Source organism: Gordonibacter sp. RACS_AR68 (genome assembly GCF_030418485.1).
In the GTDB taxonomy this organism is placed as follows: domain Bacteria; phylum Actinomycetota; class Coriobacteriia; order Coriobacteriales; family Eggerthellaceae; genus Gordonibacter; species Gordonibacter urolithinfaciens.
The window spans coordinates 160,290-174,707 of sequence record NZ_JAIPUP010000006.1 but is presented as its reverse complement, the minus strand read 5'-3'; the positions used below and the strand labels follow the sequence as shown (position 1 = coordinate 174,707).

At 66.9% G+C, this 14,418-nt stretch carries 13 protein-coding genes; all 13 read right to left on the bottom strand.

All coding sequences use genetic code 11. The features are described 5' to 3' along the window. Nucleotides 1-9 precede the first annotated feature (9 nt). Complete coding sequence (locus K9U15_RS12680) at nt 10-879, bottom strand: hypothetical protein (protein WP_301156288.1); 870 nt, start codon at nt 877-879, stop codon at nt 10-12. 99 nt (nt 880-978) lie between these two features. Then, a complete protein-coding gene (locus K9U15_RS12675; RefSeq protein WP_154270034.1) occupies nt 979-1,353 on the bottom strand; it encodes a hypothetical protein in 375 nt (124 codons plus the stop codon). A 3-nt stretch (nt 1,354-1,356) separates the two neighbouring features. After that, nucleotides 1,357-2,718 carry a YeiH family protein gene (locus K9U15_RS12670; protein WP_154270035.1) on the bottom strand — a complete coding sequence of 454 codons (1,362 nt, stop codon included), beginning with the start codon at nt 2,716-2,718 and terminating at the stop codon, nt 1,357-1,359. A gap of 149 nt (nt 2,719-2,867) precedes the next feature. Continuing rightward, a complete protein-coding gene (gene dsrB / locus K9U15_RS12665) occupies nt 2,868-3,923 on the bottom strand; it encodes a dissimilatory-type sulfite reductase subunit beta (protein WP_087189910.1) in 1,056 nt (351 codons plus the stop codon). 51 nt (nt 3,924-3,974) lie between these two features. Next, on the bottom strand, nt 3,975-5,165 hold the full coding sequence (dsrA, locus tag K9U15_RS12660; RefSeq protein ID WP_154270036.1) for a dissimilatory-type sulfite reductase subunit alpha: 1,191 nt from the start codon (nt 5,163-5,165) through the stop codon (nt 3,975-3,977). Between the two features lie 34 nt (nt 5,166-5,199). Continuing rightward, nucleotides 5,200-5,388, bottom strand: a complete 189-nt coding sequence (locus tag K9U15_RS12655; protein WP_087189912.1) for a 4Fe-4S dicluster domain-containing protein — start codon at nt 5,386-5,388, stop codon at nt 5,200-5,202. A 63-nt stretch (nt 5,389-5,451) separates the two neighbouring features. Further along, entirely contained in the window at nt 5,452-6,738 is a 1,287-nt protein-coding gene (hemL, locus tag K9U15_RS12650; RefSeq protein WP_087189913.1) for a glutamate-1-semialdehyde 2,1-aminomutase, read from the bottom strand. Nucleotides 6,739-6,790: 52 nt separating this feature from the next. Next, entirely contained in the window at nt 6,791-7,768 is a 978-nt protein-coding gene (hemB, locus tag K9U15_RS12645) for a porphobilinogen synthase (RefSeq protein WP_087189914.1), read from the bottom strand. Beyond that, entirely contained in the window at nt 7,765-9,297 is a 1,533-nt protein-coding gene (gene cobA / locus K9U15_RS12640) for a uroporphyrinogen-III C-methyltransferase (protein ID WP_227115064.1), read from the bottom strand. The genes hemB and cobA overlap by 4 nt, the downstream gene beginning before the upstream one ends. A 1-nt stretch (nt 9,298) precedes the next feature. Beyond that, nucleotides 9,299-10,228 carry a hydroxymethylbilane synthase gene (hemC, locus tag K9U15_RS12635; protein WP_154270037.1) on the bottom strand — a complete coding sequence of 310 codons (930 nt, stop codon included), beginning with the start codon at nt 10,226-10,228 and terminating at the stop codon, nt 9,299-9,301. Continuing rightward, on the bottom strand, nt 10,225-11,586 hold the full coding sequence (gene hemA, locus K9U15_RS12630; protein WP_087189917.1) for a glutamyl-tRNA reductase: 1,362 nt from the start codon (nt 11,584-11,586) through the stop codon (nt 10,225-10,227). The genes hemC and hemA overlap by 4 nt, the downstream gene beginning before the upstream one ends. Nucleotides 11,587-11,691: 105 nt before the next feature. Beyond that, nucleotides 11,692-13,308, bottom strand: coding sequence for a (Fe-S)-binding protein (locus tag K9U15_RS12625; protein WP_301156287.1), 1,617 nt, complete (start codon nt 13,306-13,308; stop codon nt 11,692-11,694). Between the two features lie 6 nt (nt 13,309-13,314). Beyond that, on the bottom strand, nt 13,315-14,178 hold the full coding sequence (locus K9U15_RS12620) for a respiratory nitrate reductase subunit gamma (protein ID WP_096227825.1): 864 nt from the start codon (nt 14,176-14,178) through the stop codon (nt 13,315-13,317). Nucleotides 14,179-14,418: the final 240 nt, after the last annotated feature.

The window sequence follows — 14,418 nt, the reverse complement described above, 5'->3', positions numbered from 1 at the left end:
CGTGCCCGCCTAGGACGCCGTGCCCGCAGGGGCACCGGCGAGCTCCTTGCGGGACTCCTTCTCCAACTGCTTCCTCGCTTCCGCCGTGCACCAGGTGGTACCGCCATGCTCCGCCACGTAGGCAAGGCGCGCATGCCGCTCGGCAGGATCGGCCAGGCAGCCCGCCGCCTTCAGCGAGAACAGCACGCGATGCGCGGGGAGGGCCTTGGGGTCATCGGCAACCTGGAGATACCCGGCCGCCGCCTTGGACGGCTTCCCGTTAAGCTCCTTTGACAGCATATCGCGCAGGGCCACGTGCTCGGCAATGTGGGAAGCAGCATCCTTCGACAGCCCCTCGGCGGGCAGCTCCTTCAAAGCCTTGACCTCGGCAGTGAGGCCCTTGAGGTCGCGCTTGTCCCACGCACAGTACGCCAGAAGGTTGTGGTAGAGGAACATCCCCTGGGGGTCGGGATCGTCCTCCAAATCCCGCATGAGCTTGGCCGCCTCGTTCCACTTCCCCTGCCATCGCAGGGCGTAGGCATAGCTGAACAGGCCGCTGCGCGGGTCGGCGTTCTTCTTGTCCTTCTCGAGCAGGGCGAGCGTCCGGCGAGCGCACAGGAGCGGGTCGCAGTCGTCGTCGATGAGGCGCGTGAGGCCCTTGTTCACCGAGCCTCTCATGAACACCCCGAAGAACACCGCGACGATCATGAGCGGCAAAAGGACGAACGTGCTGATGGCGAACCAGGGAGTACCCGACATCCCCATGATCATCACGAAGAACGCGAAGGCGGCAACCCCCGCGACGCGCACTCTGACGGTGTATTTGCGGCGCACCCATTCGCGAGACTCCGCGTCGGCCTCGTCGCCGAGCACCTCCACGATACGCTCGTAAGCTCTCATCTTGCTCCCTTTCCCCTCGCATCGCCCCTGTGGTGAAAAAACCGCAGGCAGCCCCGTTTTCGCGAGACCGCCTGCGGCTTCAAGCATGAACCTCCGGGGCTAGATCATGCCCCATTTGCGCGTGTACTCGCTGTAGAGCGCGTAGTCGTTCTCGCTGATCCCCGCCTCTTCGAGCTGGGGGAGGATGTCCTCGTAGATCATCGTCTCCGTTTCCATCCACACCCCGTCCTTCTTGACGGTGATCTCCCAGTCGTCATGGATGCTAAGCAGGAACTCCATGACGGCCGCGCTGTGCGACATGCACCGGTTCGTGTAGGCCGCGAGCTCGCGAATCGCATCCGGAGTCGCCTCGATCTTCTTGACGGACTTCCAAGGCGATTTCCCCCTCCGGCGCCACTCCCCCGCCTCGAAGAACGGGAGGAAGAAGCAGGCGCTTTGAATGCAGGTATGCTTGACTACGGTTGGCTCGTCCATTGCTTACCCAAGTCCCACGGTCGTCCAGTAGCTGTTCAGGATAATCGTGGAGAAGAGGAAGCCGAGCGCCACGTTGACCACGACGCCGCAGGTGAAGGCCGCGAAGGGCTTCCAGCCGGTGGCAGCCAGCGCCTTGAAGCGCGTGGTCAGGCCGATGCAGAGGAAGCACAGGATGAACGCCCAGCCGCGCAGGCCCTTGATGGGACCGAGCACCTGCTTGTCGATGGTGGCCGCAACGTCGGGGGTGCTGGCCAGCGTCACGACGGTGATGATGATGGAGGCGATGAAGAAGCCCACGACGAACTTCGGGAAACGCTCCCAGATAACGCCGGCGGACGGCTTCTGGCGGGTGCCGTCGGCGCTTTCGCCCTTCTCCCACATGGTGACGGAGATGATGGCCAGGATGAAGGCCCACACGCCCACGAAGATGTCGCGGCCGACGACCTTCATGAGGGTGAACGTGGTGATGGCACCATCGCCGAACTGGGCGGCAGCAGCCATGCCGGCGGCGTCCGCGAACTCGGACGTGCCGATCCAGGCGCCGGAAGCGCCGTCGGAAAGCCCCAGGGCACGGCAGATGATGGGAAGCAGGAACACCATGATGGTGGCCCAGATGACCACCATGGAGATGGAGACGGACACATGCTCCTTCTTGGCGTTCACGGCAGACCCGATGGCGATGGAGGCCGACACGCCGCAGATGGAGCCGCCGGTGGCCAGCGTCGCCGCGAACGGCTTCTCAAGCTTGAACAGGCGCGTGGCGCAGAAGTAGATCACCAGGAAGGTGGACACGGCGATGACCGTGGCCTGCATGAGGGCCACCGGGCCGGACTGCAGGATCAGCGTGAAGGGAAGCGTGGCGCCCATGAGCACGATGCCGGTCTTCACGTAGAACTCGGTGCGCATGCCGGCTTCGAACCAGTCCGGGATCTTCACGAAGTTGCCGATGATGATGCCCACGATCAGGGCCATAACCGGCGCTTCGAGGCTGAACTGCTTCGCCAGGCTCCAAGCGGAAAGGATCTGGACCAAGATGGCCATCACGTACAGGAGCGTGAAGCCCCCGAGGAACTTGGGAACGTTCTTTCCCATGATTCCCATGACGACCGAGAAGATGACGGCCAATACGACGTAGAGGATGATGGCGTTCGGGAAGATCCCGGTCACGCACGGCAGCAGGCCCGAGAAGTCGCTGTATCCTGCGAACTTGACGTTAAGGGCGCCCAGGATGCCGGACTGCCCGGTTGCCCAGAGGATCAGGGCGACGATGACGATGCCGAGGCCGATCCATACGGCCCACCAGTCCTCCTTCAAATAGAGGCTCTTGAGGCCCCCGCCGTTGGTCTTGGTATTGTTTGTTGACATAATATCCCCTTTTCTTTGTTCGAGCAGCTGCATCGCCGCTCGTCCCTCAAACACTCGATCAGCGATAAGCGATGTCATCGGCTATCGTTGACCAATCCGCGCCGACCGGTTCCGCCGGCCCCGCCGACGCGGATTGAGAGCTCGAAACGCTAGTACTTGAACGCCGCCGACGTCCTGAACGTCTCGCGCGAGAAGATGTAGTCGTCGATGTGCTTGTCGGTGAACGGGATGCCCGACAGGCTGAAGAAGCGCTCCCAGCCGATGCGCTCGACCCACTCGCCCAGGCGCTCGCCCCTCCGGGCGTTGGCGATCCAGAGGTCCACGATGTGGCGCACCGCCTCGGTGACCTCGGGCCAGCGCGGCGGGTTGTTCGGCAGAAACGGGATGACCATGCGCGAGAAGCTGGGCGCGGTGCGGGCGTTGGACACCTTGCCGCCGATCAAGATGGCCACGCCGTCGTTCTTGGCGTCCATGATGTGCATGCCGGGCGACATGGTGTAGCAGTTGCCGCAGTACATGCAGCGCTCCTCCACGATGGTCACGCTCTTGTTCTTCGGGTCGGGGCGGATGGCCGCCGTGGGGCAGCAGGCCACCAGGCTCGGGATCTCGGTGCCCTTGCGGATGGCATCGTGGTCCATGCGCGGCACGGTGCGGTGGATGCCGACGAGCGCGATGTCGCTCACGTGGGCGGCGCCGCACATGTTCAGGCAGCACGCCATGGCAATGCGCAGCTTGTTGGGCAGGTCGTCGCGCTTGAAGTACTCGAACAGGTCGTCCATGACCGCCTTCGTGATGCCGGAAGCGTCGGTGGCCGGCGTATGGCAGTGCACCCAGCCCTGCGTGTGCACGACGTTGCTGATGGACGCGCCGGTGCCGCCCACGGGCAGCCCTTGAGCTTCGCACTCCTCGATGAGCGGCTCGACGTTCTGCTCGTCCGACACGAGGAACTCGATGTTGTTGCGGCTGGTGAAGCGCAGGTAGCCGCCGCAGTACTTGTCGGCCAGCGCGCACACGTCGCGGATGAAGTCGACGCACACGAGGCGGGGCGAGGCGCAGCGGACGCTGTACAGCGCCCCGGCCGGGCCCACGTGCTTCAGCACGCCGGGACGCGGCGACTCGTGGTACTCCCACTTGCCGTAGTTCTGCTCCACGATAGGCGGCAGGTTCTTACGGTAGTCCGGAGGTCCATTGTCGATCTTGGGCATGTAACTCACCTCATCTTTCAACGGGAACAATACGGTTCAAGCGCGAGCGCGCTAGACTTCGATCTCGTCCTTCTGCCAGAACACGTAGGGGTTGGCGCGCGGACGGTACACCATCTGGGGAACGGCCGGGATGCCCGTGGCGCGCAGGAACTCGCCCATGCCCAGGCGGTAGATGAGCTCGCCGATGCGCTCGCGCGTCTTGCCGTTCTCGTCCCACCAGTCCCAGATGCTGTCCATCATCTCCTTGAACTCGGTGTAGGGCGGCTCCATCTTCATGAAGGGCACGATGACCCACGACATGAAGGCGGACTTCACGATGGTCGACTTCGCGCCGATCATGATGGTGGCGCCCTTCTCCTTGCCCTGCTTGATAGCCTTGCCCATGACGTTGATGCAGTGCATGCAGCGCGTGCACTCCTCGGCGTTCACCGAGAGCTCCTGCGTGTCCTTGTCGTAGGTCAGGCAGTGCGAGGGGCAGCGGTGGCACACGTCCATCTGGATGTCCAGGCCGTCGGCGGCGTACTTCTTCACCTCGTCCTGGTCGATGATGATGGAGTCGCGCCAGGTGCCGATGATCGAGCAGTCGGCACGCGCCTGGGCCGCCACGCAGTCGTTCGCGCAGCCGGACATCTTGAACTTGAACTTGTACGGCCACATGGGACGGTGGATCTCGTCCTGGTACTCGTTGGTCAGGTCGTAGCACATGTCAAGCGTGTCGTAGCAGGCATGCTCGCAGCGGCCGGGGCCCACGCAGCAGCTCGGCGAGCGCAGGTCGGAGCCGGAGCCGCCCAGGTCGAAGCCGCGGTCGCTGATGTCGTCGAAGATGGGCTGCAGCTGGTCGGTGGTCGTTCCCAGCAAGATGATGTCGCCGGTGGAACCGTGCATGTTCGTGAGGCCGCTGCCGCGCTCCTCCCACACGTCGCAGATCTCGCGCAGCATGTCGGTCGTGTAGAACCAGCCGCTCGGCTGGGCCACGCGCACCGTGTGGAACTCGCTGATGTTCGGGAACTCCTCGGGCATGTCGGTGTAGCGGCCGATGACGCCGCCGCCATAGCCCTTCACGCCCACGATGCCGCCGTGCTTCCAGTGGCCGACCTTGTCCTCGTAGGACGTCTCGAGCAGCCCCAGCAGATCGTCGGCCATGGCGTTCTTCTCGCCGGCGCGCTTGATCTGGGTCACGAAGCTTGGCCACGGACCCTTCTCCAGCTCGTCGAGCTGGGGGGTTTCTCTCTTCTCTGCCATAATATCCTCCTGTTTTCCGGGGGGTTCGTTGGCGCTACAGTTCCATCACGGTGATAGCGCCGGACGGGCATACCGTCGTGCAGGCCTCGCAGCCCATGCAGTCGCACGGGTCGCCTTTGATAGAGGCCTTCTCCCCGTCGAAATCCAAAATGCCCGCGGGACAACCGTCTGCGCATGAGTTGCACCCGGTGCACGCCTCCTCGTCAAGAGAAACCATATACATACCAATCACCTCCTTCCCGTTGCGAACTCGTCTTCGAGCTGCACGCACGTACCGCGCGATGCGCTAAAGGGCGCGCATCGCGCGCTCGGCTTGCTCCAGCGTGAACGCGATGTCCTGCCCGCTGTGGGCCGTCGAGACGAACGCCGCCTCGAACTGGCTCGGGGCAAGGTACACGCCCGCCTCCAGCATGGCCCGGTAGTAGCGCGCGAACCTGTCGGCATCGGCGTTGCAGGCGCTTTCGTAGTCGACCACCGGCTCGTCCGTGAAGAAGGCCGAGAACATGGCCCCCACGCGGTTGACCTGCAGCGGCACGCCGCAATCGCGCGCGATGCCCTCCAAGCCGTCAGCCAGGTCGGCGGTGGTTTTGAAAAGGTTCTCGTAGGTGCCGGGCTCCTGCAGCAGCTTGAGCGTAGCCAAGCCGCCCGCCACGGCCAGCGGGTTGCCCGAGAGGGTGCCCGCCTGGTACACCGGGCCGAGGGGGGCCAAGCCCTGCATGAGGTCAGCGCGCCCGCCGAAGGCCGCGAGCGGCAGCCCGCCGCCGATGACCTTCCCCAGGCATACGAGGTCGGGCAGCACGCCGTAATAGCGCGAGGCGCCGCCGTAGTCCACGCGGAAGCCCGTCATCACCTCGTCGAAGATGAGCACGGTTCCCTGCTCCAGCGTGAGCGCGCGCAGGTCGAGCAGGAAGCCGGGGTCGGGCGGGACCACGCCCATGTTGCCCGCGACCGGCTCCACGATGACCGCGGCGATGCGCTCGCGGTACTGGTCGAACAGCGCGGCCACGCTCTCGCTGTCGTTGTAGCGAGCCACGAGCGTCTTCTCGGCCACTTCCTTCGGCACGCCGGCCGAGCTGGGATTCCCGTTGGTGAGCGCACCGCTGCCGGCCTTCACCAGCAGGCTGTCGGAGTGGCCGTGGTAGCAGCCCTCGAACTTCACGATGTAGTCGCGCCCGGTGGCGCCGCGCGCCAGGCGAAGGGCGCTCATGGTTGCCTCGGTTCCGGAGTTCACGAACCGCACCATCTCCACCGCGTCGTACGCGCGGCGTATCTCCTCGGCCAGCGCCGTCTCGGCCTCGGTGGGCGCGCCGAAGGAAGACCCCTGCTGCGCTGCGCGGCACAGGGCCTCCACCACGGCAGGATGGGCGTGCCCGCAGATGAGCGGGCCCCACGAGCCCACGTAGTCCACGTAGCCGTTCCCGTCGACGTCCCAGACGTGCGCGCCCTCGCCGCGCGCCAGGAACACCGGGTTGCGCCCCACCGCGCGCGCGGCGCGCACGGGCGAGTCTACCCCTCCCGGTATCACCCGGCAGGCAATGCGGAACGCTTCCTCGCTTCTCGTCGTGTCGAGCATGCCCGGCACACCTCCTTCTTCCCCGCGCCGGCCGTCTTGCCGGCGCGGTCGGTCACATCGATTCATGCAGCCACCCGGCAACGTCGAGGGCGTGGTACGTGATAAGCAGGTCGGCGCCCGCGCGCTTGCAGCCCAGCAGCGCCTCCATGACCACGCGGCGCTCGTCGATCCACCCCTGCGCGGCCGCGGCCTTCACCATGGCGTACTCGCCGCTCACGCAGTAGGCGGCCACGGGCAGGCCGCAGGCCTGCTTCGTGCGGTACAGCACGTCGCCGTAGGCCATGGCCGGCTTCACGATGACGAGGTCCGCGCCCTCCTCCACGTCGAGCATGACCTCGCGCAGGGCCTCGTCGCCGTTCGCCGGGTCCATCTGGTAGCTCTTGCGGTCGCCGAACTGCGGCGCCGAGTCGGCCGCCTCGCGGAACGGCCCGTAGAAGGCCGAGGCGAACTTCGCCGCGTAGGACATGACGGCCACGTGAGCGAAGCCGTTCTCGTCGAGCGCGTCGCGGATGGCCCCCACGCGGCCGTCCATCATGTCGGACGGCGCCACGATGTCGGCCCCCGCCCGGGCATGGGACACGGCCGTGGCGGCCAGCAGCTCCACCGACTCGTCGTTCAGCACGCGCTCGCCGTCCACCAGGCCGCAGTGGCCGTGGTCGGTGTACTCGCACAGGCACACGTCGGTGATGACGGTGAGCCCGGGCTGCCGTTCCTTGGCAAGGGCCACGGCCTGCTGCACGATGCCGTCTTCGGCATAGGCCTGCGTGCCGCGGGCGTCTTTGAAGGGCGGCAGCCCGAACAGGAGGATGGCGGGAATGCCCTTGCCCGCCACCTCGTCGAGCACCGGCCCGAGCCGGTCGAGGGAGTAGTGGAACACGCCGGGCATGGAGGGCACGGGCTCCTGCTTGTCCGTGCCGCTGCACACGAACAGCGGGTAGACCAGATCGTCCACGCGCACGTGGTGCTCGCGGACCATGGCCCGCAGGCCGGCCGTTTCCCGCAGGCGGCGGGGGCGCTTGCGCATCTTCATGGGAGCTCTCCTTCTTGCGAATCGACGAGCGCGGCCACGAGGCCCGCGATGGTGTACTCGGCCGCCTGGGCGCGGGGTTCGAGGCCCGCTGCGCGCAGCGTCTCCGTGGTCACGGGGCCGATGGAGTACAGGTCCGTCCCCTCGAGCAGCGTCGGGCCCCCCAGGCATGCCAGCAGGTTCGTCACCGTGGACGAGCTGGTGAACGTGACGGCATCCACGTCGCCCGCGCTCAGGGCGGCCGCGAGCGCCTCCGCGCCCTCCGCCACCGCTTGCGTGCGGTACGCGGCCACGTCGCTCACCAGGGCACCCTGTTCCTCGAGCGCCCGGGGCAGCACGTCGCGGGCCTCCTCGGCACGGGCGATGAGCACGCGCTCTCCCGCGCGCACCTTATCCGCCAGCAGCCCTGCGAGACCCTCGGCGCAGAACTCCCGCGCAACCTGGACCTGCGTGATGCCGTGGGCCGCGAGCGCCGCCTGGGTTCCCGTGCCGATGGCCGCCACCTCGGCTCCTGCCAGGCAGCGGGCGTCGAGGTGCTGGGCCGCGGCCTCGGCGAAGAAGGCGTCCACCCCGTTCGCGCTCGTGAACACGACCCAGTGGTACGCCTCGATACCGGCCATCGCCTCGGCGAGCGGGCGCGGGTCGGTCGGGGGGGCTATCTCGATGGCCGGGAACTCGAGGACCTGCGCGCCGCGCTCCTCGAGGGAGGACGCGAGGGCTGACGCCTGGTGGCGGGCCCGCGTGACCACGACGGTCTTGCCGAACAGCGGCTTGCGCTCCGCCCAGGACAGGCGCCCGCGCAGCGCGGCCACCTGCCCCACCACGATCACGGCCGGGTTCTCGATGCCCTCCTCGCCCACGCGCTCCTCGAGGGAGGCCAGCGGGGCGCACACCGTGCGCTGCATCGGCCAGGTGCCGTAGCGCACGACGGCCGCAGGGGTGGCGGGATCCATGCCGTGCCCCACGAGGTTGTCCACGATGCGCGGCAGGTTCTCCATGCCCATGAGGAACACGAGCGTGCCCTTGAGGCGCGCCACCTGCCCCCACGGGATAGCCGAGGTGCCCTTGCCGTCGCGCTCGTGGCCCGTGATCACCGTGAACGACGAGGCCGCGTCGCGGTGCGTCACCGGGATGCCCGCATACGCGGGGGCGGCGATGGCCGACGTCACGCCGGGCACCACCTCGTAGGGCAGGCCGTGGTCGCGCAGCTCCTCCGCCTCCTCGCCGCCGCGCCCGAACACGAACGGGTCGCCGCCCTTCAGGCGCACGACCACGTTGCCGGCCAGCGCCTTCTTTACCAGAAGGGCATTGATCTTGTGCTGGGGCAGCGTGTGGTGGTCGGGGGTCTTGCCCACGTAGACGAGCTCGCAGTCCGGCCGGGCGTAGCCCAGCAGGCGCGGCGACACCAACCGGTCGTACACGAGCACGTCGGCACGCTCGATGGCCGCCCGGCCCTTGAGCGTGAGCAGGCCGGGATCGCCGGGTCCGGCGCCCACGAGGTATACCCGGGTCTCTCCCGTCGAATGCGGCATGTCACACCCCCGCCCGATCGGCGCCCGCGGGCAGGATATCCGCCGCGCCCCGCGCGAGCGCGTCCTCGGCGGCCTCGCGGCCCACGCGCTCGGGCTGCGTGCCCGTGCGCTCCACGCGCACCATGTGACTGCCGTCCAGGCTGCACACCATGCCCGAGAGCCTGACCACGTCGCCGGTGCACACGGCCAGCGCGCCGATGGGCGTCTGGCAGCCGCCCTCGAGCGCCGCCAGGAAGCTGCGCTCGGCACGCGCTGCGCGCTCGGACTCCGCATGGTTCACGGCCCGCACGAGCGCGGCGGCGTCGTCGCGGCCCGCGGCCACCTCCACCGCGATGACGCCCTGGCCCGCGGCCGGCATGACCACGTCGGGCGCCAGGTACTCGGTGATGCGGTCGCGCCATCCCAGGCGCGCCACCCCGGCCACGGCCAGGATGATGCCGGCCATGCCCTCGTCCTCCTGCAGCTTGCGCCAGCGGGTGGCCAGGTTCCCGCGGATGCTCACGCACTCCACGTCGGGGCGCACGCGATGCACCTGGGCGGCCCGGCGCAGGCTCGAGGTGCCGATGCGCGCTCCCTCGGGCAGGTCGGCCAGCGTCATGCCGTCCTTGCCCAGGAACGCGTCGCGCGGGTCGTGGCGCATACAGTATGCACCGATCTCGAAACCCTCCGGCAGCTCGGTGGGCAGGTCCTTCAGGCTGTGCACGGCCAGGTCGATGGTCCCGTCGCGCAGGCCCTCCTCGATCTCGGCCGTGAACACGCCTTTTCCGTCCACGAGCGGCAGGGGGGTCGCCAGGTCGCGGTCGCCCGCCGTGTCCGTCTCGGCCAGCTCAACCTCCAGGCCGGGATGCGCCTCGATCAGGCGCTCGCGCACCCACTTCGCCTGCCATAATGCCAATTCGCTCTTTCTTGTGCCTATGACCAGGCGCTTCATCGCGAACCTCCCGTCAACGCATCCCCGGGGCCCGCTCCCGCTTCCGCAGGCACCGGTGCCTCCGCACTCGCAGGCTCCTCCTCGGGATCGAGGTGGAACAGCTCCTGCAGCATGGCGGCGTACGCACGGCTCTTCTCGGAACCCGCCATGGCGTTGAGCGACGCCACGGGCTCGTGCACCAGCTGGTGGGCGATGGACGTGGCCAGGCACTGCACGGCCTGCTTCTGGCTGGGCGTGAGGCCCGACAGCTTGCCCATAGCGCGCTCCAGCTTGTCGGCCTTGATGCGGTCGGCCTGGCGGTAGAGCGCGTCGATAGTGGGGATGTACTCCAGCGAGCGCTGCCAGCGCTCGAAGTCGGCCGCCGCCTCGTCGATGAGCTGGGCGGCCGTCTTTGCCGCGCGCAGGCGCTCGCTCTGGTGGCGGTTGGCCACGTCGCGCAGCTCGTTGATGTCGTAGCAGCTCACGTTGCGAATGTCGCGCACATCCGGGTCGATGTCGCGCGGAAGGGCCATGTCGATGCACAGCAGCGGCCGCTCGGCGCGGCGCTCCATGATCGCGGCCAGGCGCTCCCGCCCCACCAGGCAGCTCTTCGCCGCCGTGGCCGCGAAGACCACGTCGGCCTGCTCCAGGCAGGTATCCAGCTCGTCGAGGGAGCAGGCGCCGAAGCCGTACTGGCCGGCCAGCCGTTGCGCCTTGTCGAGCGAGCGGTTCGACACCATGGCCACCGAAACGCCCTGCGCCACGAGGTACTTCATGGTCAGCTCGCTCATCTCGCCCGCGCCCAGGATGAGCACGCGCTTGTCCGCGATGCCGCCCAGCTCGCGCACGGCCAGCTCCACGGCGATGCGCCCGATGGAGGTGGAGTAGCGGCTGATACGCGTCTCGGAGCGCACCTTCTTGCCCAGCGACAGCGCGCGCTGGAACCACACGTTGACCATCTTGTCGTTGGCTCCCGCCTTGCAGGAGGCCCGGTAGGCGCGCGACACCTGGCCGGCTATCTCCGTCTCGCCCACGATGAGCGAGTCCAGGCCGCACACGACCTCGAACAGGTGGCGCACGGCGCGCCCGTCCGTGAAGGCGTACAGAAGCTCGCGGAACTGCCGCGCTTGGGCGGCGTCAGCCGCACCGTTCTGGCCCAGGATGAAGTCGCACACCCGCGCGACGCCCTCGTCGGCGTCCTCGCACACGCCGTAGAACTCCAGGCGGTTGCACGTGCTCAGCACCACGGCACCGGACAGCCCCGCTGCCGCCTTCACATCCTGCACGCACAGCGCGTTCTGCGAGTGGTGCACGCTCAACTGCTCCAGAATCTCAAGGGGGGCGCGCTTGATGCTCAGCCCCACGACGATGGTATGCATAGTCCCGCTCCCGTCTCATCCCCCTGCCGCCCGCTCCCCAGCAGGCGCGCGCGAAACCCGGTCAACCCCGGGGCCGCGCGCCTTTTGCGCGACCCCGGGCAGCGCCTACTCCTCCAGGAACTCGAAGTAGGGCCGATCCATGCTCGCCAAGCCGTTGACCATGAGCTCGACGATGCCGCCGTACTGCACGTTGTAGCGCGCAGTGGCCTTGTACGCCTGAAGGAGGTCGCGTATCGTGCCCTTGCAGTTGGAGCACGGAGCGCAGACGTACTTCACTATGTCGGGGTCTTCCATCTCGTCCGCAAACGCGTTGAGTATCTGGGCGAACTTCATGCGCCCGCTCACCTTCGTGCGGAAGTCGCCGAAGTTGTAGGAGTTCATGATGGCGAACCCGCTGCCGCCGCCGCAGCAGTAGTTGTCCACCCCGTGGGGCGTCATCTCGCGGAACTGCGGCGCTATCGCACGCAGGATCTCGCGCTGGGGCTCCACGATGCCCATCTGGCGCACGATGTTGCACGGATCGTGCAACGTGACGGGGAAGTCGTTCTTCGAAGGGTCGAACTTCAGGCGCCCGTTGCGCACGAACTCGGCCATCATGGGCAGGAAGCTCTCCACGGGCACGCCGCGCTCCTGGCTGTCGGCCATGCGGTCGGCGCCCACGACGGCCGCCTTGTGGGCATGGCCGCACTCGCCGATGACGATGCGCTTCACGCCCAGCTTCCTGGCCGCCTCGAACTGCGCCATGGCCACGTTCTTGGCCTGCACGTCGTCGTACCAGATGCCGTAGTTCACGCTGTCGTAGCCCACCACGTCGGTGCTGAGCGTCCAGTCGACGCCCGCCTCGTCAAGCAGGATGGCGAAGGCCGCCGGGTTCTCGGGCCAAGCCATGAACTCGCCCGCGTTGTGGAAGAGCAGCACGTCGGCGCCCTTCTTGTCGAGCGGGAACTTTATCTTGCGGCCCGTGCGCTCGTAGGTGTCCTCCTCGATGAACTCGAGCGTGTCCATCAGGGCCGGCCTCGTGAGGCCCGTGGAGGAACCCGTCTTCAGCTGCAGCTGCGTGCCCTTCGCGTGCACGGGCGTGGGGGCCAGGCCCATCTCCATGCTGAATATCTTGCGTATCTCGCGGGCTGCCATGCCGTTGTCCAGCCCCATCGGGCACACCTGCGCACAGCGTCGGCACAGGTTGCAGCGGTAGGCCGACTCGCCCAACCGCGCGATGGTCTCCCAATCCAGGTCGATGTCCGCCCCGGTGAGGGAGCCGAGAAGCTTGCCCGAGCGGGTGAAGTACTTCTTGTACAGCTTGCGCAGCACGTCCACGCGGAAGATGGGACGGTATATCTCGTCGCCGTTCGCCGCCTTGTACACATGGCACGCCTCCGAGCACGTGTTGCACTTCGCGCAGTACTCCATCGTCAAGCTGAGCGGTTGCAGGTACTTGCTGTTGGCGTCGAGGAACAGCTTCTCCAGTCCCTTGAGGAACTTGACCTTGAGCTCGTCCTCCTCTTCCTGCGTCTCGGGGCGCTTCATCGTGTCGATGGCGCAGAAGCCGTCGAGCGAGCAGCAGTTCGTCTCGGCCCATTCGGGCTTCGGGTCCTTGAAAGCGGGCTCCAGGCCGTTCTTGTCGTACGGCGCGGGCAGGGGCGACAAGTCGTCGAGGGCGCTCAGCAGGCCTTCCCGCTTCGAGATGTCCGTGGTCCGCACGTTCTTGTATTCCATGGCCATGACCGCTTATCCTTTCGACGACTCGGACGTGGGCGCCTGCTGCTTCGCAGCCGACCAGCCGGTATGGGCAGGATGCGCCGCGGCGTCCTCGAACCGGCGCTCCACGGAGCTGCCCGGCAGGTTGGGATCGTTGTCCCACAGCACCTTGTGGAAGCAGAAGAACTTGCCCACGTAGTGGCTCATCTTGGAAAGCGGGATGTACAGGAACATGATGCCCAGCAGCGCGAGGTGCACGAGCACGATGGGCGGCAGGTCCGTGGCGCTCAGCGTGAACACCTGCGCGGCCACCGCGAAGGGCGACGCGACGAACAGCCACGAGTACGCGCCGGTGAGCAGCACCGTCAGCAGCAGCACGATGTTGAAGTACTCGAGCGGGGTGGTGTACTTAGCCAGCACGCGGTCCGACACGCGGCGCACCAGCAGCAGCACGCAGCCGACCGTCGACAGCGCGAAGCCGACGACCCCGACGACGGTCACCACGAGCACGTACCAGTCGGGATGCCATGCCACGCTGACCAGCAGCAGCACCGACCATCCCAGCATGACGTAGATACCCAGGTGCATGGAGTACGACGCCCACCACAGCACGCGCTGGTGCACGAAAAGCTTCTTGATGAACAGCATTTCCTTCATGATGTCGACGGCCTCGTTGACCCGGTCGATCTTGCGCGGCTTCGTCCACCACTCGGGCTCCTCCATGTACGAGCCGCCGTAGGCCGCCCGCCCGCCGCCTTCCTTGGGAACGGGATAGAGGTCGAGGCGCGCATGGATCTGCATGTGCGCGAACTTGTAGGCTTTCCTCAAGGACAGCGCGAAGAAACCGAACATCGCAAGCAGAATGAACACGGATACGAGCATGTCAACCGTCATTGAAACCGCCCCCCTACGCCCTTTTTCCGGAGCGCACATCGGTGGAAAAACCGTCTCGGCGTGATGCACCGGCATGACGTTAAAGCTACGGCACGGTTGCCGAAGTGTAAAATTCAGTTTTGCGATAGCGTCATAAGAAGCGGCTATGACTTGCGGTAGAATGGTTGCGCAAACGCTGGGCCCCCTCTGTGCAATGAAGAAGAAAACCATCGGTTCATCTGGTGATACTCTGCTGCGGCA

Coding starts and splice junctions, on each gene's coding strand:
- K9U15_RS12680 (WP_301156288.1), bottom strand. CDS start 879: ATGAGAGCTTACGAGCGTATCGTGGAGGTGCTCGGCGACGAGGCCGAC.
- K9U15_RS12675 (WP_154270034.1), bottom strand. CDS start 1,353: ATGGACGAGCCAACCGTAGTCAAGCATACCTGCATTCAAAGCGCCTGC.
- K9U15_RS12670 (WP_154270035.1), bottom strand. CDS start 2,718: ATGTCAACAAACAATACCAAGACCAACGGCGGGGGCCTCAAGAGCCTC.
- dsrB (WP_087189910.1), bottom strand. CDS start 3,923: ATGCCCAAGATCGACAATGGACCTCCGGACTACCGTAAGAACCTGCCG.
- dsrA (WP_154270036.1), bottom strand. CDS start 5,165: ATGGCAGAGAAGAGAGAAACCCCCCAGCTCGACGAGCTGGAGAAGGGT.
- K9U15_RS12655 (WP_087189912.1), bottom strand. CDS start 5,388: ATGTATATGGTTTCTCTTGACGAGGAGGCGTGCACCGGGTGCAACTCA.
- hemL (WP_087189913.1), bottom strand. CDS start 6,738: ATGCTCGACACGACGAGAAGCGAGGAAGCGTTCCGCATTGCCTGCCGG.
- hemB (WP_087189914.1), bottom strand. CDS start 7,768: ATGAAGATGCGCAAGCGCCCCCGCCGCCTGCGGGAAACGGCCGGCCTG.
- cobA (WP_227115064.1), bottom strand. CDS start 9,297: ATGCCGCATTCGACGGGAGAGACCCGGGTATACCTCGTGGGCGCCGGA.
- hemC (WP_154270037.1), bottom strand. CDS start 10,228: ATGAAGCGCCTGGTCATAGGCACAAGAAAGAGCGAATTGGCATTATGG.
- hemA (WP_087189917.1), bottom strand. CDS start 11,586: ATGCATACCATCGTCGTGGGGCTGAGCATCAAGCGCGCCCCCCTTGAG.
- K9U15_RS12625 (WP_301156287.1), bottom strand. CDS start 13,308: ATGGCCATGGAATACAAGAACGTGCGGACCACGGACATCTCGAAGCGG.
- K9U15_RS12620 (WP_096227825.1), bottom strand. CDS start 14,178: ATGACGGTTGACATGCTCGTATCCGTGTTCATTCTGCTTGCGATGTTC.